Annotated in this window: 16 protein-coding genes; 5 read left to right on the top strand and 11 right to left on the bottom strand. The window is 65.3% G+C overall.

Annotation, left to right across the window (positions count from 1 at the left end; all coding sequences use genetic code 11):
* Positions 1-40: 40 nt before the first annotated feature.
* The gene (locus DFJ66_RS12675; RefSeq protein ID WP_147459230.1) at positions 41-1,000 is read right to left on the bottom strand and encodes a hypothetical protein; all 960 of its coding nucleotides are present in this window, start codon (positions 998-1,000) and stop codon (positions 41-43) included.
* Positions 1,001-2,020: 1,020 nt separating this feature from the next.
* Between DFJ66_RS12675 and DFJ66_RS12680 the strand changes: the two genes are divergently transcribed.
* The 3 genes from DFJ66_RS12680 to DFJ66_RS12690 all read left to right on the top strand — a co-directional run bounded on the left by DFJ66_RS12680 (position 2,021) and on the right by DFJ66_RS12690 (position 5,074).
* Complete coding sequence (locus DFJ66_RS12680) at positions 2,021-2,725, top strand: hypothetical protein (RefSeq protein ID WP_147459231.1); 705 nt, start codon at positions 2,021-2,023, stop codon at positions 2,723-2,725.
* Between the two features lie 685 nt (positions 2,726-3,410).
* A complete protein-coding gene (locus DFJ66_RS12685; RefSeq protein ID WP_121221035.1) occupies positions 3,411-4,607 on the top strand; it encodes an XRE family transcriptional regulator in 1,197 nt (398 codons plus the stop codon).
* Positions 4,604-5,074, top strand: a complete 471-nt coding sequence (locus DFJ66_RS12690; protein WP_121221038.1) for a DUF4411 family protein — start codon at positions 4,604-4,606, stop codon at positions 5,072-5,074. The genes DFJ66_RS12685 and DFJ66_RS12690 overlap by 4 nt, the downstream gene beginning before the upstream one ends.
* 1,012 nt (positions 5,075-6,086) lie before the next feature.
* On the opposite strand, the gene DFJ66_RS12695 is transcribed toward DFJ66_RS12690, so the two are convergent.
* The 6 genes from DFJ66_RS12695 to DFJ66_RS42670 all read right to left on the bottom strand — a co-directional run bounded on the left by DFJ66_RS12695 (position 6,087) and on the right by DFJ66_RS42670 (position 14,898).
* Positions 6,087-7,166, bottom strand: a complete 1,080-nt coding sequence (locus DFJ66_RS12695; protein ID WP_147459232.1) for a hypothetical protein — start codon at positions 7,164-7,166, stop codon at positions 6,087-6,089.
* A 669-nt stretch (positions 7,167-7,835) separates the two neighbouring features.
* Positions 7,836-8,729, bottom strand: coding sequence for a type I-C CRISPR-associated protein Cas7/Csd2 (gene cas7c / locus DFJ66_RS12700; protein WP_121221042.1), 894 nt, complete (start codon positions 8,727-8,729; stop codon positions 7,836-7,838).
* Positions 8,730-8,767: 38 nt separating this feature from the next.
* A complete protein-coding gene (gene cas8c / locus DFJ66_RS12705) occupies positions 8,768-10,528 on the bottom strand; it encodes a type I-C CRISPR-associated protein Cas8c/Csd1 (protein WP_121221044.1) in 1,761 nt (586 codons plus the stop codon).
* Entirely contained in the window at positions 10,528-11,217 is a 690-nt protein-coding gene (gene cas5c, locus DFJ66_RS12710; RefSeq protein ID WP_121221046.1) for a type I-C CRISPR-associated protein Cas5c, read from the bottom strand. The genes cas8c and cas5c overlap by 1 nt, the downstream gene beginning before the upstream one ends.
* Positions 11,218-11,606: 389 nt before the next feature.
* Positions 11,607-13,892, bottom strand: coding sequence for a CRISPR-associated helicase Cas3' (gene cas3, locus DFJ66_RS12715; protein WP_147459233.1), 2,286 nt, complete (start codon positions 13,890-13,892; stop codon positions 11,607-11,609).
* An 829-nt stretch (positions 13,893-14,721) separates the two neighbouring features.
* Positions 14,722-14,898, bottom strand: a complete 177-nt coding sequence (locus DFJ66_RS42670; RefSeq protein ID WP_170199332.1) for a hypothetical protein — start codon at positions 14,896-14,898, stop codon at positions 14,722-14,724.
* Positions 14,899-15,043: 145 nt separating this feature from the next.
* Here DFJ66_RS42670 and DFJ66_RS12720 point away from each other — a divergent pair, with 145 nt between their 5' ends.
* Positions 15,044-15,997, top strand: a complete 954-nt coding sequence (locus tag DFJ66_RS12720) for a hypothetical protein (protein WP_121221050.1) — start codon at positions 15,044-15,046, stop codon at positions 15,995-15,997.
* A 255-nt stretch (positions 15,998-16,252) separates the two neighbouring features.
* On the opposite strand, the gene DFJ66_RS44985 is transcribed toward DFJ66_RS12720, so the two are convergent.
* Both DFJ66_RS44985 and DFJ66_RS43445 read right to left on the bottom strand, forming a co-directional pair.
* Positions 16,253-16,381: a hypothetical protein gene (locus tag DFJ66_RS44985; protein ID WP_281276612.1), complete on the bottom strand. Its 129-nt coding sequence runs from the start codon at positions 16,379-16,381 to the stop codon at positions 16,253-16,255.
* Between the two features lie 52 nt (positions 16,382-16,433).
* Positions 16,434-16,880 (bottom strand): hypothetical protein, encoded by a 447-nt coding sequence (locus tag DFJ66_RS43445; RefSeq protein WP_211351110.1) that lies wholly within the window; start codon positions 16,878-16,880, stop codon positions 16,434-16,436.
* 162 nt (positions 16,881-17,042) lie between these two features.
* Here DFJ66_RS43445 and DFJ66_RS12730 point away from each other — a divergent pair, with 162 nt between their 5' ends.
* A complete protein-coding gene (locus DFJ66_RS12730; protein WP_121221052.1) occupies positions 17,043-17,321 on the top strand; it encodes a hypothetical protein in 279 nt (92 codons plus the stop codon).
* An 88-nt stretch (positions 17,322-17,409) separates the two neighbouring features.
* Here the strand turns inward: DFJ66_RS12730 and DFJ66_RS12735 are convergent, their stop codons facing one another.
* Both DFJ66_RS12735 and DFJ66_RS12745 read right to left on the bottom strand, forming a co-directional pair.
* Positions 17,410-17,754, bottom strand: a complete 345-nt coding sequence (locus DFJ66_RS12735) for a hypothetical protein (RefSeq protein ID WP_147459235.1) — start codon at positions 17,752-17,754, stop codon at positions 17,410-17,412.
* 619 nt (positions 17,755-18,373) lie between these two features.
* Complete coding sequence (locus DFJ66_RS12745) at positions 18,374-18,868, bottom strand: hypothetical protein (protein ID WP_211351111.1); 495 nt, start codon at positions 18,866-18,868, stop codon at positions 18,374-18,376.
* Positions 18,869-19,259 lie beyond the last annotated feature (391 nt).

A 19,259-nucleotide genomic window follows, 5' to 3' on the forward strand; every position in this document is an offset into this window, starting at 1 on the left:
CCGCCCTCGATCGGATCGACCCGCACCAACACACGGTGCATCAGTTTCGCCCCCTCCGGCCCGCCTTGATCGCGTGCTCAGCGAGACGGGCTGCGATCGTGGCCACGTCGAGATCCGCAGCGCCCGCCAGCACGCCCGTCGGGCCGCACTCCGCCAGCCGAGCCGGCAGGTTATCGCGCACCGACTCGACCGCCGCATCCGCGCCCACTGCGGACAGATACGCGGCCACTCCGCCGGCTACTCCCAGCCGAGCCGCTTCTCGATCCGCTCGACCGGTGATGACGGGGCTTGATGTGGCGACAGCGCGGGCCCAGGCACCGACGCGCCCATCGTCGCCGAACGCCCTTGCGTCGAAGCCGCACAACTCGCGCAGCGGGACCCCGTCCACCGGGAGATCCACGAGAACCTTGGCGGCAGCCGGAGTCGTGTCGAGGTACCGCTTCAGCCGTACTCGGACCGATGCGGGCACTTCTCCAAAGGGCGACGCGGCGAGCCAGTCCGCGACCTCAGTGGCTCCGGGGCCCGGGTCAGCCAGGCCGAGCACACGAGCGATCTCGCCCAGCAGTGCCAACCGCACGCACGGAGGCGGGTAGCGGTCACCGTCGCGCGGCACGCGGGCCAGTTGGGCAGGTGGGCCGAACTCCAGCTCGGCGACGGCCCAAGCCGCCGCCGTGCCCACCATCAGCACCGAATAGGCGTCCGCGAACGCCTCACGTGCCCAATCGTGCCAGTGGTCGGCAGTGTCGTCGGGCATGACCGCCTCCAACGCCTCCGCGGTCCGCCGCACCAGCCCCAGGTCGTGCTGCACGTGGTGCCCCGTCTCGTGAGCGGCGAGCACCAGCCACCACGGCTCATGCTCCGCCGCCGCGGGCAGGGCGATGACAGGCACCGGCAGTTCGAGCACGCACCGGGCCACAGCACCGTCGTCGGGTCCGCGCAGGTCCGGTGGCACGGAGACGCGCGGGGTCGCCGACGCGTCGTAACGAGCGTCCAGGTACACCAGCGGACCCGTCGGCGGACGGCGTCCTAATCTGGCGAACGGCTCCGTCCAGCAGCTGCGTACCACCTCATCCGCGGCCAGGAGCGTCGGTTGGTCGGCCAACCGCTGGTCGTACTTGTCCCGGTACCACCCAGAACACCCGGCGCACTAGGTCTAACGATCTCTCCACCATCCGACACCGGTCATGGACGACGCCTGGTGGGGTGTCGACCTCGATCGCGTCCTGCTCGTCGGCGACTCGGTCGTGCATGACCACCAAGACCGCTTCCAGCACATCCAAGTGATTCGTGAACCGAACGAATCGCTCATCAGACCGCCGGGCCGCGAACCACGATCGGTATTCCGACCGCAGCGCCGACGCTCTCCTACGCGACTGCGCAAGGCGGTCGGCTGCACGCGACACCCGCCAGTTGTCCGGCTCCACGACCCACTAGTCGTCCAACTCGCAGCGAGTGCTACATCTACCGGACGACGACCGTCTAGCGCCGGTCGGGCAGTCAGAGCGACTGCCTTCGCACCTCCTGCCGACGTCCCAGCTTCGCGTTTGGCGCCTTCCTGCCCAGTCACCCAGCACTTTCCGTTGTCAGTCCAGAAGCCGATGCTCGCGTGGCGCCACCCTCAGCCACGCTGTCGCTCCTCGTCGCCAACTGTTGAAACCACCCGAATGGGCGAAGCCGCCGCGCTGGCGATCATCCGCCTCACCGTTGCGACCGATGCAGTCTCGGCCACCACGACTGCACGTCAACGTGCGCAGCCGACCACACAGGCACGCGCACCGGCCTGACTTCTGTGCCTGGCGCACCCCGACAGCTTGCCGACTCCTCTCGGAGCTGCCACGCCATGCGGCAGCCCGCGCAACGACATGGCGCGGCTCAACCTCCAGTACCTGCTGGCCCCGGATGTTCAACCGGAGGCAAGTGTCCGCCTCACCGCGCAGAGGCGTGTCGGGCGGCGACAATCGTGCCTCACGGACCGCGGCGGGGGAGGCAGGTCACAGCTTGGCCAGGTAGACACGTCCCCGTGTCAGAGAAACATGGTCAGCCCTGGGTGCCGGTGGTTGCAGCCGCGCTGGTCGGTCCGTTGGCAGGGCTCGCGGACGCGACCGGCTCGCCCATGATCGTAGGTGTGGCCGCGTCTGCGGCCGTGGGTCTTGACGCCGGGCTTCGCAAGCTAGGTGACCTGCGGCTCACCCGCGCGATTAACACTTGTGAGGAGGCGGCAGCAATGGCCAACGTCTCGGCCGAGGCAATGCTGACGTCAGTTCTCGGCACGGAGGGACTGCTTGATTTGTTCGGGGCGTGCGTTGAGGCGTCGGCTCGGACACCCCTCCACGTCAAGCGACGCATGCTGGCCCGACTGCTGGCCGAAGGGTACGGAGAGCCGGACCCGGCCAAGCTGGAGAACAGGGTCTACATGGCCCGCATTCTCAACGACCTCGAACAGCCACACTTCCTCCTTTTGAAGGAGTTGGCGTCGGTCGAGGAGGCGACGCTAGTTCACCTGGCAACGTTGCTCGATCCGCCTCAGTTCGTGGACTCCACGCTCAGCACCCTGAGCCGCAACGGGCTGGTTCGCACCGTGCACCAGTTCCTGTCGCCGCGGTACCCGACCTCCTACTCGGAGCTGGACGGACAACCCGGCGCGCCGCAGGGTGGACGGTTCGCGATCACGATCTTGGGTCGCGATTTTTGTCGATGGGCGGAGGATGCGGCCGAAGAATTGTGATGCAGATGGGTGGGCCACGGCCTGGAAGGATTCGAGTTGGCGCGCCCGCCTCCGGAGAGCGGATCCAACAGTCACACCAGCCTCTACCTGCAAAGACGTTATCCCCGGTCGCCTCAACAGACCCGCCAGCCGCTCCAATCGACGCCGCCTCGCGTCACGTCCCGCGTCACACCGGTCACGATGTCAGAGATCACTGCCTGATCGCTCCGTCTGGCCCCGGAGATCAACTAGTGAAGCCTCCGTGCCGCCTGGCACCGCCTCCGAAAATCACCCTTCGGGGTGAGGTGGCGCGCAACGCTTAGGGGCGTGGTCTGTTGCCGAGTCCGGCAATGTCCGTCTACCACACCCAGTACCCGAGGAGCCGCGCGGCTCCTCGCTCAACTACAAGCTGTGGCACCCTGCCGACGCCGTGATCAAATCCCACACCCACGAGTACGAGGGCCCCGTCGGTGACGTCGAAGCCACCCGCAAGGCGCTCGAGGCTCCCACGTCCCTCTGGGCCGCGCCTACGGAAGCCAGAGACAGTCCTCCAGCCCCGTCGACGCAGGTTACGTTGACGGGGCCGGGCCCGACCAGACGGGAGACCACGAGTGGTCTCTCGACAGAAGGTCGGGTACGCGGTACAACGGCGCTGCCAGCACGCTGCCGACGTGCAGACGAGTTCAAGCCGGGGAAGGATTGAGACATGCCCAGGTCGACACCGGCGCTCGTTGAGCCCTCGGTGCTGCGCTGGGCCCGCGAGAGCGTGAACCTAACCCCCGTGGCGGCAGCCCGGAAGATGCAGCTCCCCGACGATCGGGTCGAGCAGTGGGAAACTGGCGCCTCAACACCGACCATCGTCCAACTCCGGAAGGCCGCTGAAGCCTACAAGCGCCCTCTCGGTGTTTTCTTTCTGGCCGAGCCGCCAGCAGACTTTGACGCGATGCGTGACTTCCGCCGCCACGCGGAGGCCAGTGCCGGTGAATGGTCTGCCGAACTGCATGGTGAATACCGCCGAGCTATCGCCCAGCGAGAGGCTGCGCTGGAACTGGCCGAGATTGACGAGAAGCCCCCACTCGCGATTTGGCGGCTGGAGCCGGTACCTGATGACGACGAGCAGATTGCTGGCGCTGCCCGAACGCTGTTGCTCGACAACAGCCCGCTCTCACTGCCCAGGGCGAGCGGGACGAAATACGACCATCTTAACACCTGGACAGCCGCACTGGAAGAGGTCGGCATCCTGGTAATGGCAACTTCCGGTGGTCGCGTGTCAACTACCGAAATGCGGGCGTTCTCATTGTACTATGATTCTCTTCCGGTAATCATGGTCAATGGTAGCGATGCGGTGCGCGGCCGTCTATTTTCAATGCTGCACGAGTATGCCCACCTTATTCTGCACACCGGCGGGCTGTGCGACACGATTACCGACGCAAGGGCTACCGATCCCGACCGCGCGCTGGAAGCACGGTGCAATCGAATCGCAGCAGCCGTCCTCATGCCAAGAAGTGCCGTGTTGACAAGTCCTGACGTCCGACGGCGGAGAAGGCACCCCGACTCCTGGGATTATTCGTCGCTACGCGCCGCCGCCGCCCCCTTCGGAGTCAGCGCCGAAGCATTCGCTCGAAGACTCCTGACATTGGGTTACATCAATCAAACATTCTATCAAGCCAGGCGTGCCGAGTTTATCGAAGCATATCAACGCGAAGAAAGCCAATCGTCCATCGGCGGCGGCAACTGGTACCGGACGACGGCGCGCGATCTGGGCAAAGGATATGTGCGACGCGTTGCTGACGCCCGGCGTCGACGTGTGATCGACAGCCACACGGCAGCATCGTTCTTGAACGTCAAAGTCGACCAAATCGACCGTCTCGCCCAGATGGCCGCATTGTCGGAGTACGTGTGACAGGCGGCCTCTACTCATTCGACACTAGCGCCTTCATCAAAGGTCGGCGCGATCTCCTGCCGCCCGACGTGTTTGCCACATTGTGGACGCGGATCGAGCAGTCTATCGCTTCTGGGATGATTCGGTCTAGCGATGAGGTAAGGCGCGAGATCGTCAAACGCGATGATGCAATCAAGGAATGGGCTGCCGCACAATCCGGCCTATTTGTCCCCTTGGACGAAGATATCCAGAAAGCCACCCGTCAGATCCTGAGCGCCCACCCCAAGCTAATGGGAAAAGGGGGCGGTCGCAACGAAGCTGATCCGTTCGTGATCGCACTCGCCTGCGCTCGCAAAGGCGTAGTAGTGACAGAGGAGACACGCAGCGGCAACCTCGATAAGCCTCGTATCCCTGATGTGTGCGATGCACTGGGGGTTCCCTGTCTCAATCTGGTCGAATTTAGCCGCGAGCAGCGCTGGACCTTCTGACCGGCGCGGCCTGGTGCGCTGGATGAAGGCCATTCGTGAACGGAGCCCAAACAGAACTGACCGCACCTCACGCCCGATGCCCGGAACAGAAAACCGGACAGGAAGCACGGCTCCAGCGGTCCTGCTCCGAGCGCGTTGCGCTCGGAGCAGGACTGGTCGGACACCTCCGCCCGCGGGCCGCGCGCAGAGACATCGCTAATAGCAGTAACTGTACCTCGGGTGCAAATCACTCATCCAGTAGAGGCGGCCGGCTTGAACTCGTCTGATTGCTGAACTTCCGGGTGACGGCCATCGTCAATGGGCGCCGTCACCCAGAAGTTCGTCGCCCGGATGGACGGTACTACTGACTGACGTCTTCAGTGACGCCTCACATGCGGGAACTCGAAACACATCTGCTTCAGCACACTGTCCGGCGATTCCTGGAACCACCTGCGGCCCAGCAGCATTGACGGCTTTAACTTTGCAACAAAAAAAAGGTTAACTTGTAGAGAAGTTCACGGTGTTGCAGATTCAGATCGTTCGCTAACGTGAGATCCCCCGCGACGGACCCACTGCGCAGGTCCTTGGTGGGCCACCATGAAGGCATGACGGAGGAGGCGTGAACGGCGGGGCGTGGCACGTGGCGGCTCAACTTCGACCGCGCGTTGTCCGAGGACGAGCCCAGATCGTCAGCCTCGACGGGCTCGTGCTGGCCATCGCCAGGATCAAAGGGGGCAAGACTCCTGAGCCCGAGCGGTACGCCATCGACAGCGAGGTGTTGTCCGGTGACCCGTGTATGGCAAGCCGACCACCGCGCCACACCGCTCGCGCGCAACCCCATCGCCTACGTCTGAACGTGTGTTGGGCAGCTCGGCCGTTGACAGGCGGCCTGGGTGAGCACGGGCTCGGCCGATGATCCTTTACAAGCTGCCCAACCCGACGGCTGGCCCGCCTGCGAGCCGGGCACCCACACACACGCCACAACACGGCGGCTTGACCGCCGTCAGCAATTGGTTGCCCGCCATTGAGCCATTCAAGACTTGAAGATCGCTTTGTCCGACTCGTAGTGTTCGTCGGACGGGGTCGTGTGCCAGAGCCTGATCTCGAACCCGAACTCGGTGCCCGGTGCGTCCGGTACGCCAGCCAGGACAAGAGTGTAGTCGACGAACTCGAACTGCTCATCCGGCACCGCGTATAAGATCGGGCCATCGAATGGGTCAACGACAGCCGGATACTCGCGGGGGCAGCTCTTTTTGCGGTAGGGGGTGGCCTCCTTGACCCCGTAGATGCGGTCACCGCCGATCGGCCGCAGGTCGAGAAACGGGTTTGTGTCTACCGCCTCGTCGCCTGCCTTCGGGTTGAGGTTACTCGCAGACAGCGTGAACACGGCGATGTGGTTGCCGGTGGAGGACGTGAGGCCACAGTCGGCAACCCGTTCGCTGAACCCAGCGAATTGAACCGTGATCTCGGCATTGACGTCCGCGTTGATCGTGCGGCCGTTAGACCCCTGCACCTGTTTGGCGTAGACGAACGTGTGCTTGTAAGGCGACAACCCTCGCTCCGAGTCGAGCGGTCCGCCCTTGTCGCTTCGACCGTCCTGGGCGGAAGCCGCCGAAATAGTCGCCCCACTATGGGGTGAGGACTGCTCGGCACCGAGTCGATAGCCCACCACTCCGCCCGAGCCCACCAACACCACGGCAAGCAGTCCGCCCAGTCCGATCCGGAGCGAGCGGTGCCGGGACTGATCGACGTCACCTGCAGCGATGGCACCACCGCTCATGCTGAACGTGCCGGTCTGGATCGCCGGACCTGTGACCGTGCTGTCCTGGAGCGTGTTACGCACGAACAGATCGGCGGTGTGGGTGGGGCGCATTACATCGGAGGCGGCGGTCTGTACCGCGTGAGCGAACGCGGCGTCACTGGCCAACATCGCAGCCACCACGTCTACGGCCTGGGCCTGCGCATCCCGGTCGCCGGGGGTGATCGCAAGCCGGTCCAGCACTCCCTGCCACAGCGGCACCGACCTCGCCTGCTCCATGACCAGGGAGTACAGCCACTCCACCCCGCCGCCCGACGGCTGGTCGCCATCATCATCGTGCAGGTGGCGCACCATCAGACCCACGATCTGACCGGCCAGAGAATCCGAGTGCATTCTTGCCCTTCCCAGACGACACCGCTCCGAGGAGAACATCGTGGCGCGGCGATCGCGAAGCCGGGCCGTAGAACTGCGGCCTCACCGCAGTGGTGCGCGCAGACCCGGAGGGGTGCGGTCAGGTGCCAGTCGCCGATCGACCTGCGTTGGGCGCAGTTCGGGCAAACCTGCAGGGCCGTGTCGATGACCGACCGCCACGGGTGATCCCACACCTCGACGCTCGATAGTGGTGCGTACCCGAGGTCATCGAGAACTGCCTCTCACCGCGATGGCGTACACAGTGGGTTTCTGCCGCAGCAAGACTCCGCTTTCGGCTCCCTGTCGGCCGCCGAAGCTGAGCTGAGAAGCACGACGCTACGTGGCGATGAATCGAACGGGCAAGCTCGCGACTCGACTTTCTGTTTTCCGACAAACTGACGTTCCAGCGCAACACGGTCAGAACCCAGGCAGCCATAGCCCAACTATCGTTTCGCGTTGCGCCGGAACTCGATTTCAATGCAGATACTGCAACTGTACGTGCAGATCCAGGGCGCTAGCAAGGACCTCACGGTCCTCGCTCATACCTGGCGCAAATCCAAGTCACAATGGCGACATATTGTCGTCCTCATCGAGACGCAGCTCACGTCTCCGCTAAGAGATGATTTTCGCGAGCGTGACGCCTGCGGGAAGGTCACTGTCGTTGACGGTGACCGTGTAATCACTGAAGCCTCGGGGCGGAGTGTCGGGTTTCCTCAGCATGGCCGTGACACGCTCGGTGAGGCGATGGGCTGGAGCGGCGCCGAAGGCATCGGGGTGGCTGAAGACGTAGAGGCCGCGGGAAGTGAGTCGGCCGCGGGTGGCGGAGCGGTCGTGGTCGAACATCATTTCGAGGGTGCGGTAGAGGAGTTCGAGGTCTTTGGTGTCGACGCCGGTTTTGCGGGCGTGGTTGGCGGAGTAGTAGATCTCGGCGCGGTAGAGGCCGTAGGGGACGGTCCATTTGCCGCCCATCTCGGTGGTCTCGCCCTTGTCGATGTCGGCTTGGCGGGTTTGGGTGACGCGGGTGATTGCGTGGTCCATGGGGAGGATGGGGTCGATGGTTCGGGCCATCGTGAGCTGGAGGGGGCCGCGGACCTGGCCGAGGGCGTTGGTCTTGCCGACGGAGAGGACAGCGCCGAAGAGGCGGATGTCGACGTAGCGGTCGCAGAGCCAGGCGCGGGCGTGGTCGGCTTCGTCCTTGGTGATCTTTGAGCCGAGTTTGAGGCCGTTGGCCTCGTAGGAGGCTTCGAGGCGCGGGTTGAGGGCGTGTCCGGCCTGGACGAAGATGCCGTAGCGGGGGTCGTCTTCGGCGGCGAGGGCGAGGGTGTCGCGGATCTTTCGCTTGAGGGCGACGTCGGTGACGAGGCCGTGGCCGGATTCGTCGTCCATGCGGGGCCGGTTGCCGGCGTCGGGGTCGCCGTTGGGGTTCCCGTCGGTGACGTCGAACAGGTAGACGATGTCGTGGCGCACGGTGGGGTCGAGGTGCGCGGCGGTGGTCGTGCTGGTCATGGCTGGGCTCGTCCTTGGCTTGTTCGGGCAGGTCGGCGTTAGGCGGTTGCGGCGGTGTCGCCGCTGTTGGTTTCTGGTCCAGCGGTGCTGGAGGCGCGGTGGCCGCGTTGGTGGTGGTAGCCGAGCAGGAACTGGGCCTGCTGGCGGAGGTTCATCGCCGCCGGCAGCCCTTTGCCTTCGGGGATGAGCGCGAAGACTTCGTCGAGTTGCTTGTCGAAGTAGACGGCGAGGCCGGGCTTGGTGCGGCGGAGCTTCTTCTGCCACGCCTTGGCGTTGCGGCTTCCGGCGACGAGAGCGGCGCGCGGGTTGGTGATTGCGCCGCCGAAGAATCGGTCGCCGTAGGTGGTGTTGACGCGTTCGCCGGAGCCTGCGGCGTTCTGGATCTGTTCGAGCAGGGCGAAGGCACGGCCGGCTTGGTAGGCGGTGTCGGTGTTGCCCGGGTCGAGGTCGGGCATGACGGTCTCCTTGGTGGTCTTGCCGTGGGTCAGCGCCAGGCGCAGCAGTGCTGCTCGCGTGTCGTCGAGGTGACCGTCATTTCTGATCCGGTTCACCAGGTGTGCCAGGACCACAGGTGGGATCGCGGTTTTGCGTAGCGCGGCGCTGAGCAGTTGTTGGTAGACGTTGTGCGGACGCGCTTCGCCCGACGCGCCGAAGTCGGCGTAGCGGTTGCCGTACCAGCGGCCGGTGGCCAGTGCGAGCCTCCACAGTGGATGGTGGCGTCGACCGGTCGGCCAGGCGCTGGCGATTTCCTGGTTGTGGAACCACGCGGCGATGTTGCGCTTGACTTTGATCAGCGGCATCTCGATCCAGTCCCGGACCATGATGCGGGCGACGTTGCCCGCGATGCTCAACGAGCAGAACACCTCCATGTCGGGCGGATCGTCGTCGGGCACGCCGGTGTGAATGGTGGCCAGGAACGTGGCGACGTCGTCGGGGTCGGCCTTGTCGAGCAGCGCGATCGGGTCGTCGTCGGTTTCGCCGATGATCCACCAGGAGGTGCGGGTGTTCTGGCCGCGCGGGGCGATGCTGTGTGGGGAGGACAGGACCGCGACCAGGCCGGTGGAGACTGCGTCGCCGCAGCGGAAGCAGATCGGCGTGTTTTCCAGTCCGGTGGTCAGGTCGTAGCCGAACACCCTTTCGTTGACGCTGACCAGGGCGGTGTCGTTGCTGGCGCCGGGTACGAGACGGCCGGGGACCTTGCCGGGAACGGTTTCGACCAGTTCACGGTACTTGCCGCACACCAGGCACAGGCCGTGGCGGCTGCCGGTCTTACCGCCCTTACGAGAGGCGACTTCTGCAGTCCAGAACGCGACGACGGAGTCGCTTCGACACGCCAACTCGCCGTTGACCGCGATGACGATCCCTTGCTTCGACGTGACCTCGTCGGGGCGTGCCAGACCGGACGCCAGCCCGGAGCGGTAGAACTTGGCCACGGCTTGAGCGATCTCGTCGTCGCGACCGTCGTCGCTGGTGGCCCACTTCTCGATGAGGCCGACGAACGCGTTGTGGCACTGGGCCACCCGAGCGGGCTTGGTCGTGTCGTCACCCCAACCCAGGACGTACTGGGCGTCGTCCGCCGCGAGGTTGGCGGCGACTCCGACCGTGCGGACGACTGCGGGGACGGTGAGAACGAGGCCCCTGTTGCGACGCTGTTCGTCAACGAGCGGGGCCAGCTCACCGCTGAGCGGTCGACCGTCGAGGTCGAGGTCGAGGCGCCAACGGAATTCGCGCTCGCGGTGAAAGGGCCGGGCGTGGCCGAGGCGCGTATCGCTGTATTCAACCAGACGTTGAAGCAACATCAGCCCTCGCTCCCGCCGACACTGTCCGGCTCGGTGTCGATACGGGGACGGCCGGGAATGCCGCGGTCGGGGACCTTGAGGACGCCGCCGCGCAGTCGTGCGTCGAACCAGGTGAAGGAGACGGGGTCGCTGCCGTGGTCGACGCTGTGCAGCATCAATCCGAAGTCTTCGTCACGTTTGATGGGCTGTTGATCGTCAGGCTCTCCGAAGTAGGCGGAGAACTCGCGGGTCCCGAGGTAGGGCTGAGTGAAGCACCGTCCCTTGGCGACCCGACGTCGGAACTGGTCTCGGTAGGCCGTGACCGGCTTGTCGGCGTGCTCCGCGAGGTCGATCTGGGCGTGGATGCGGTACGCCACGTCGCGCAGGCAGACCGCGTTGCGCTGTACGCGGTGCGCCACGGTGTCGAGACGCCGACGACCGGAGACCGCGTCAGCCAAGGACGCGAGCTCGGTGGTTTCGTTGCGGCGCTGGGTGAATTGCTCGATCGGACGCAGGACCTCGATGCGCTTGACGCGCCAGCGCATCTCCGGTTTCCAGAAGATCGCCTCCAGCACCCCGACCGCCGCTGACGGTGTCATCACGGGGTAGCTGACCCGTTCAACCTTCAGCTCTGGGCGTGTGAATAACGCACCGGGGCCCCACACCTGCACCGCTACGGGCACAGGCTCATCACGCATCGTCGTTGCCATGGAATCCTTTCTCGGCCGATCTTTACCGAGGATTGATCACTTCGAGCACTGTGCGGCAAAGCCGATTGACAGCACCTTCGCGGCGCGATTCCCACGCCGATCGATCTTGCGCGCTACAGACAATCACGGGCGAGACTTCTATCGGTAGCTCCTGTGGACCGCGCTACCCGAATGGGTGAGGACCTGCGGCGTACCGGAACAGAGGAGGGTCGGAACAGTCTTCCGGTTCCGACCCTCCTCCGAAGTGCGCGAGCAGCAGCTAGCGATAGTTGCGACCCTCGCCGACCGCTTCCCCACGGAGCCGACGCGTGCACAGCAGCATAGGTGCGCGAGGCGTCCCCGCAGCGCGCGTGCACACGACCGAACCGGCATCTCGGTAACCTCCGCCCTTAGCTCAGTGCGGTCTCGTCCAGGCCGACGTTCTCGTCGTATGGTCCGAGCCACTCGTGCAAGTCGCCCACCACAGGACGCAGATGGCCTTGGACGAGGTCGGTCTCGGCGAGACGTCGGGGTAGCGTCACCGTCCAGCGTTGGAGTTTGCGCAGGGCCGCGAAGCGGGCCTGGGGAATGTCGCGGGCCTGCCGCAGCAAGCGCATGATCTTGTCGCGGTCGAGTCCGGCGGTGATGACAACGGGCAGGTCGTCCTGGTCGATCATCCTGAACGCCCGTCGTGGGTCACGGTTCAGCGAGTCGCCGGGTGAGACCAGCGGTCCGTCCGCGACTGCCGGGAAGTCCCACTTGTGCCGGTGGTGCTGGATGAGCTGGCCGCGCGGGAGCTTCTGGCTGTCGATCACGGGCGGGGCGTCCAACTCCAGTGCCTTGTACAAGTGGCGGTAGTAGCGTGCCAGCGCACCGAGGTCGTCCGGTTGGGCCTTGTCCGGGCCGAAGTAGTAGCCGCTCACCGCGATCGCCGGGCCGTAATCGCCGGGCCTTCCGCCGTCGGCGAGGTCGACGATGACCACCTCGCCCGGCGTGTCACCGCCTTCACGGTTGGCTCGGCCGGCGGCTTGCAGCAGTGAGTCGACCGGCGCCATGGCCCGGTAGACAACCGGGAAATCGACGTCTACCCCGGCCTCGATCAGTTGAGTGGATACCACGAGGAGTGGCTGGTCGTGCTCCAACTTGTCCGCGATGGTCTTCAGCGCAGCGCGACGGTGGTTGGGGTGCATCCGAGTAGACAGGTGCACGACCGTGGTGTCGCTGTCGTCATTGAGCATCCTGAAGAGGCGGCGGGCGTCGTCGATGGTGTTGAGGATGATCAGCGCCTGGCGCTGCTGCCGGGCGTTCTCAGCGAGTTGCGCCAGTGTCGGCCGTGCCCACCAGCGAAACTCGACACGCCTCGCCGCCTTCGCCATCCGCACCGGGTCCGGCACGATCTCCGGCACATTCAACTCGTGCCAGGGCGAAAGGCTCTCGAACACCGGCTGGGTGGCAGAGGTCAGCAACACGGTCGTGCCGAAGTGCTCCGACAGCGCACGCAAGGCGTCCAGGATGGGCAACAGTAGGGGTTTGGGCAGTGCCTGCACCTCGTCCAGGACGAGGACGGCGTTGGCCAGGCGGTGGAGCTTGCGCACTCGTGAAGGCGTCCGTGCGAACAGGGAGTCGAGCAACTGCACCGTGGTGGTCACGACGAACGGCGCGTCCCAGTTCTCCGACGCCAGCCGTTGCCACCGCTGCTGGCCGCCGTTGCCCGGCACCCTGTCCAGGTCGACGTTGGAATGGTGCTCCAGAACCACGAGGTCGTCACCGGCATCGTCCGGATCGTCCGGCCGAGGATCGAGCAGCCTGCGGAATACGTCGGCGTTCTGCTCGGTGATCGACGTGTACGGCACCGCCACGATCACCCTCGACTTGCCGTGCTTCGCGGCGTGGTGCAGGGCGAATCCCGCGCCAGCGATGGTCTTGCCCGTACCCGTCGGCGCGGACATCCGGTACACGCCCGGCTTGCCCATCGCCGCGGCCAGCGATGCCGAGTACAACTCCTCCCGCAGGTTGCCCATCGACGACACACGGCCGGCCTGTTCCGCCTTCGTCCGACGCTCCTCCAGGTAGTCGATGCGCCGACGCTCGAACCGATCCCTCAGCCCTGTCATCACGGCGGAACGGCCCAACAGCGGCTCACCCCTGCGCCCAAAGTGAGTGGCTGTGTCCAGGAAGTCCGCATCGACCAACGCCGAGTACGTCAAGCGGACGCCCAACTCCCGCACACCCGGCCGCTTCCGCCACGTCTCGGGCAACTCGATGGGTCCATCGAGAACCGCCCGCGCCTGCGGCACCTCCTCCAGAAACCGCTGCACCGCCTCCTCATCGTCCTCCTCGCCCGGCTTGCGCAGCATCTGCTTCAGCTCGGACGGAGTCCGCAAACCACCGTGGTGCCCCCACACCATCAACGCCGCAGCCCAGCACGCATCACGATCCCCAGGCGCCACAGCGAGCAGACGCGCGCCCAGATCCTTATGCGGAAAGCCAACCCGATCGTCGGCTCCCTCGACCCGCAGCAAACCCGCCTGCCACCCACGACGCGCCTTGCCCGCGTCGTGCATCAACGCGACCGCGTAAGCCAGCTCGCCGGCACCGAACACCGACGCGAAACTCCGTGCCAGGTCTGCCGAACATGAAGAGTGCTCACCCAAACCGTGACGATCACCCTCGTCGTTCGCGCTATGCGCCCACACCTAGAAGATCCCTCTCACATCGTCGTCCCTCGACGCACGACGCGACCTTAAAGACGAGCACCGACAGAAACGGCCGCTCACCCCAGGCAACCGGACCAGGACCACCCGGATGGAGCAAAGGAAGCTAGCCAACGCGCCACCTCACAAGCAACGCTACGGTGGCGGCCGACATTAGGACCACGACCAACGTTCAGCAGCACCAATCAGTTGTGCTCAAAGCGGCGCAGCATCTCTTCCATGTCGACCTGCGGTGCCACACGCGGCGCGGTGAACCCTCAGTCATGTACCGCAGTGGCCAGGTGATCGGCGTCGACCAGGGCAGAGAACAGCATCCGTATGCCCATCTCCCCCACCTGCACCTGCTACCCCCAGATTGCTGGCAGCAGCGACGGCCCCGACACCACGGCGCGAGCCTCGGGCATCCGAACAGGGTTGGGTCATCGCTGGGACGCGAATCCCGACGCCGCCAACGCGGCCGTCCAGTTTCGCCAGGCGGAGTCGGGCGGAGTTGCGATCGCCGCCGTCATATGTCGCGGCACTGACCCTCACACCGACCGGCGCCGCGCGACTGCCGCCCTCGTTGCAATCCTCGCCGGAACACGGGTCCCGGCGCTGCCCGGCCCGACCCGGCTCGCCTCGACAATCCTCCAGGTTGCGATCCTCACCAGCACGCGCGTCCCAGGCTGCTGGTCGCCGCGGTTGCAGATGCTGACGATCACGTCGTTGCGACCCTCGCCGGGGTCCCGGCGCTGCGGTGACCGACCACCACAATTGCAGCAAAGCCCGTCACAGCGGCGTGTCGCCTCGTAGTCCGGTCAACAGGAAGCACCTACTCCGAGCACGACACGCGCGAGCTGCCCCGCCAGTCCCGGGCGCCGGGCCAGCTGTCGTGGGCCCAGTGGTGTCCGACCGGGTTGTCGTCCACCCGTGCCCGGATCTGGACGGTCGCGACGTCGTGCACGCGCAGCCACACATCCTCGTGCCGGTTCTCCAACGACTCACGCACGCTGTAGACCGGTTGCTGGCAGCCAGCAATGCTCGTTCGCGACGAATGCGAAGCCTAAGGTAGTGACGCTGAGTGACAGGACATGAGCATGGGTGCCGCCCTCGCCATCCCGAGGTCGTAGTGTGGCACCGCCTACGCTCTGGATATGACAGCGACTCCAAGCCATCCCGACGCGGTCAAGCCGCTGTTGGTGACCAAGTCATGCAAGGCGTTGGCCCAGGAGCTCGAAGCGCTCAAGCGTCATGTCGAGAAGTACGCGTCCGCTCCGCAAGCGGGATGCCTCTATCTCCAAGAGAGGGAGGGCTGGAAGGTCGTCGCGCAGCATTCGCAGCGTAGTCACCGACGACGCCTGTGGCAGCAGGGATTGAGCTTGTCGAGGTTGACCCTCGCGAACGTGCTGGACCATCTGTGGGCGACCTCTCAGGTGCTTAGCGCTGAGTCAATCACCTTGTACAGCCACCAGACGCTGACTCGTGTCGCCTGTGAAGGGGCGGCGCGAATCGCTTACCTGCTGGACGCTCGCGCGAGCTACGACGCACGTCTGTTGCGCGCAGCGGTGCCGCTCCTTGTCGATGCCGAAGGGAGGGTCACCGCCACCCGTGAGGTCATGGAGGGTCGATCCGAACTTCCGATAACGCTTGATCGAGCGATCGCTCAGCGCGATGCTGTGCTGCGTACGATCGAGCTAGCTGGCATCAGCATCATCCGTGATACGAAGAACAAGACGACGCGGCTTGAACTCGGTGACCCAGTCCAGGCCGAGCCGTACAAGCTGAACCTCACCGCTTTGGTGGCGAAATACTTCCCGGAGAGGCCGGGCTCGTACCGATCCACCTCGGGCATCGTGCACAGCAACCCGTGGATGCTCGGCGACACCATTAGGTCGTCGCCTCTGGTTCCAGAGCTGGAGCTGGGGCCGGATGCCCCTGGCATCGGCGCCGCTGTGACGACTGCGATCGACGCATCCATCATCGTCATGGACGCATACGCTCGGTATTACGGCCACGACCCAGAGCCCGTCGTACGTGTGAGCAGGTTGCGCCAGCAGGCCATCGACGTCTTCTTGCAGCAGTGGTTCGTTGCGCAGATCGGAGGCTGATCATGGCGCAACGTCTGGATGTCGTTTAGCACGGCAAGCTGCGGCGGCACGTATATTGGACAAATCGGTGTTGGAAATCCCAAAGAAGGTGCGTAAGCGCGGTCGACATGCCGTTCAGAGCCTCTACCTGGTCGCAGTTACCGAGCGACCGGTTCAGCCGTCCGGAGGTAAGGCCGCCTTCGAACTCACCTATGTTGTTCGGGCGCGGAGATCACTGAGCCGGTTAGTCCGAGCCATCGATCAAGATCTCCGGCTCTAACATTTCGCGGCGATCCTTGCTTCCTCGGCGCGCAGGCCGGTGATGGCCAGGATCCGCACCGGGCGCTTGAGGCGGTAGTGCAGCAGGTCCACGATCGAGGTGAGTGCGGCCCGGATCTTGGCCACTTTCTGGTCCGATGAGCAGAATTCACGCGCCTTGTCGGGAAACTTATCCGGACTAAGCGTCCTCACCTTCGCCAGCAACGTCTTCCTCGTAGCCGTATGGGTCGGTAACCCAGGCGTTGAAGTTGGCGTCGATGTAGTCCATGACCTCCTCGCCCGTCCCGTCCTCCTTGCTGTAGATCGCGATGAGGTCTTTGACCACTTGGTTGTAGCGGTAGACGGCTTGCTTGGTCAGTCCGAGCTGACGAGCCACGTCGTTCCAGCTAGCACCCTCGAAGCGGGCCTGCGCGATGAGAAGGGCGCGTTCGAGCTCGAGCGCGCGTTCCATCCAACGAAGGGCTTCCAGAGCCGTCAGTGGGGTGACGGGACGGCCGGCGAACCGATACCAGGGATGGGTGAGTAGGTAGTCGATGCCGTGGCGGATGGCCTTGCCGCCTTCGGACGGGCTCGACTCGGCCCACTCTTCATCATCGGGGCGATAGCCGGGCCAGCGCATGCTCACCTGGTCAAATGTAGCTGACGGGTTGCCGAGACCCCCGTGCGACCCTAACGGCTGACGACAGCATGGCCTGCGCCGAAACGGCAAACGGCCCCCGCGCCAACGGGAGCCGTCGTTGCCCAGTTCTGCCTGTGAACAGAAGGGTCGTCTATGACTGTAGAGGGTATGGGCCTGGCGGCCAAAAAAGATCACGCCCAAGGGGATGTCACCGAGAGTGACTCACTGTTCCCGCTGCGCTCGGCGGTGATCGTGGCGTTGGCGATGGTGATCGCTCTGTTCGTCGGTCTGGCGGCTGGCCTTCCCGCGGGTATCGGCGCGGCGGCCGGGACCTCCAGCACGAGAATCGGGCTCCTGGTCGGTCTTATCAGCGGTATCGCGGCTGCGCTGATCAGCGGCCTGACGGCTGCGGGGGCCCTGCACTCGTTGGTCGGGCGAGCGGGTTGAGAGGCGGCGGGTGGTCCGGCCCGGCAAGTCGGACGACCCGCTCACCGCGTCGAGCGACCAAGCGCTCTCAGGGTCGCGGCTTCGAGAGTTAGAACGGCGGCTCGTCCCGCCAAGCGGTGGCAGGTGATGGGCTCGGCTCGTCGAGTTCATCGATCGCGCTGTTCCAGAGGTCTTTGATCACTGATCGACGGGTCTCTCCCCAGCCGTCGGTCTGGCGACTTTCGTCCGGGTCGTGGCCCGCGAGGTGACACAGGGCAAGAAAAACCGTGTGGGCGGTCTCCCACTGGGCGGGGACGGTTAGCCCTTGGAGCATGCGGCGCACGGTTTCCTTGCTGGCCGTGCCCGCTAGGTCGTCGTTGGTGGCGATGAAGTCGCTGATGTGCCTGAGAGTGGGACGTCCGGCATCGCGGTAGTAGGAGAACAGTTCCTCCACGAACTCCCGCCGGGGCCCCTCGGGCAGGTCGCGCGTGGAGGGCATGCGAATCCTCGGTGCCATACGACGACTCCTGACTCTGCTCGACCACTCATGGCCCAGAAGGACTGCTGACAGCCACTCTTGGCAACTGATGACAACAGTGAACATGGCCTGACGCTTGGTAGCAAACCAGACCTCTTGACGCCTCGAAGCAACATCAGAGATCAAGTGCTCCCCCGAGCCCCCGATACTCGTTTCAGCAGGTCAGAGCGTCAGAGCGGCACATGGGAATGCCCGCCCCTGGGCGAGTTCTCCCTGGTTGATCTTGCGGGAGGTCGGATGTTCTCGGGGCAGTTAGGCGACGAGTCGGCGCAGTGGCATGACCTGCTGAGCAGGGTCGTGCGAGCGGAGCACTCGTGCGACGTGCTGCTCGACGCGATCAGGAACGTGCATGAGGAGCACCACTCCGGGGCGTTCAGGTGGTGCCTGGTGGAGTCGTGCAGTGTCGCCGAGGAGTTGAGGCGTCGACGTCGAGCATGAAGTCGGACCGCGTAGCCGACGAGGAACACGACGGTGCTCAGCGCTGGATGATGCGGTCGGGGCATCAAGTGTTCTGTCCGATGCTCCGACCGGAGCGCTAGGTGTTGTTGTGGGTGATGACCGGCATGCCGAGGTTGACCGTGCCGGCGGGTTGACGGTCGCGTGCCCGGTCGAAGCCGGCCAGTTTGCGTGCAGCCTCGTTGAGGCTGACCTGAAGTCCCTGGACTTCACCCAGCCAACCGTTCATCCGGGCTTCGGCGATGCGGTCGCGCAGGTTGTCGATGATCTCCACCAGGCGGGGGCGGGCGCGGGGGTCGACGCGGAGGCTGGGGCAGCGGATGCAGGCGTGTTCGTGCTTGCAGGGGGCGCCGTAGGGGCGTCCGCATTCGCCGAGTTCGAGCTTGCGGGTCTGGAAGTGCTGCTGGAACTCGCGCCACTCCTGCTCGGTGGCCTCGCGGTGTTCGGCCTCGGGGCGCAGGGCGCGGCGATTGCCGAGGAAAGCCCGGTAGGAGCGGACGAGTTCCTCGTCGAAGACGGCCATGTAAGCCTGGGCCGTGTTGAGGTTCCTGTGGCCCAGCAGACGGGCGCGCATCCAACACACGTCCGTCGCGCCGCAACCCCGGCAGGCAGCTCGACATGGTTGCGATCCTCGCCAGAACGCACGTCCCAGCGCTGCGCACCAAGCCGGTCGCCCAGCGCCGACACGTAGTCGTTGCGACCCTCGCTGGGACGCATGTCCCAGCGCTGCTCCGTACAGCGCGCCGCTCGCCGGACCCCGTCCGGTTGCGAACCTCCCTCGGACCACGTCCCAGCGCTGCTTCTCCATCACGTCGCGCACGTCCGGCTCCAAGGGGTTGCGATCCTCGCTGGAGCGCACGTCCCAGCGCTGCTTGTCGCGCAGGTGCCGCCAGTAGGCGTTGCCGTGGTTGCGATCCTCGCTGGGACGCACGTCCCAGCGCTGCGAGCGTGACGCCGCGCCACAC

This window comes from Saccharothrix variisporea, assembly GCF_003634995.1.
Taxonomy (GTDB): domain Bacteria; phylum Actinomycetota; class Actinomycetes; order Mycobacteriales; family Pseudonocardiaceae; genus Actinosynnema; species Actinosynnema variisporeum.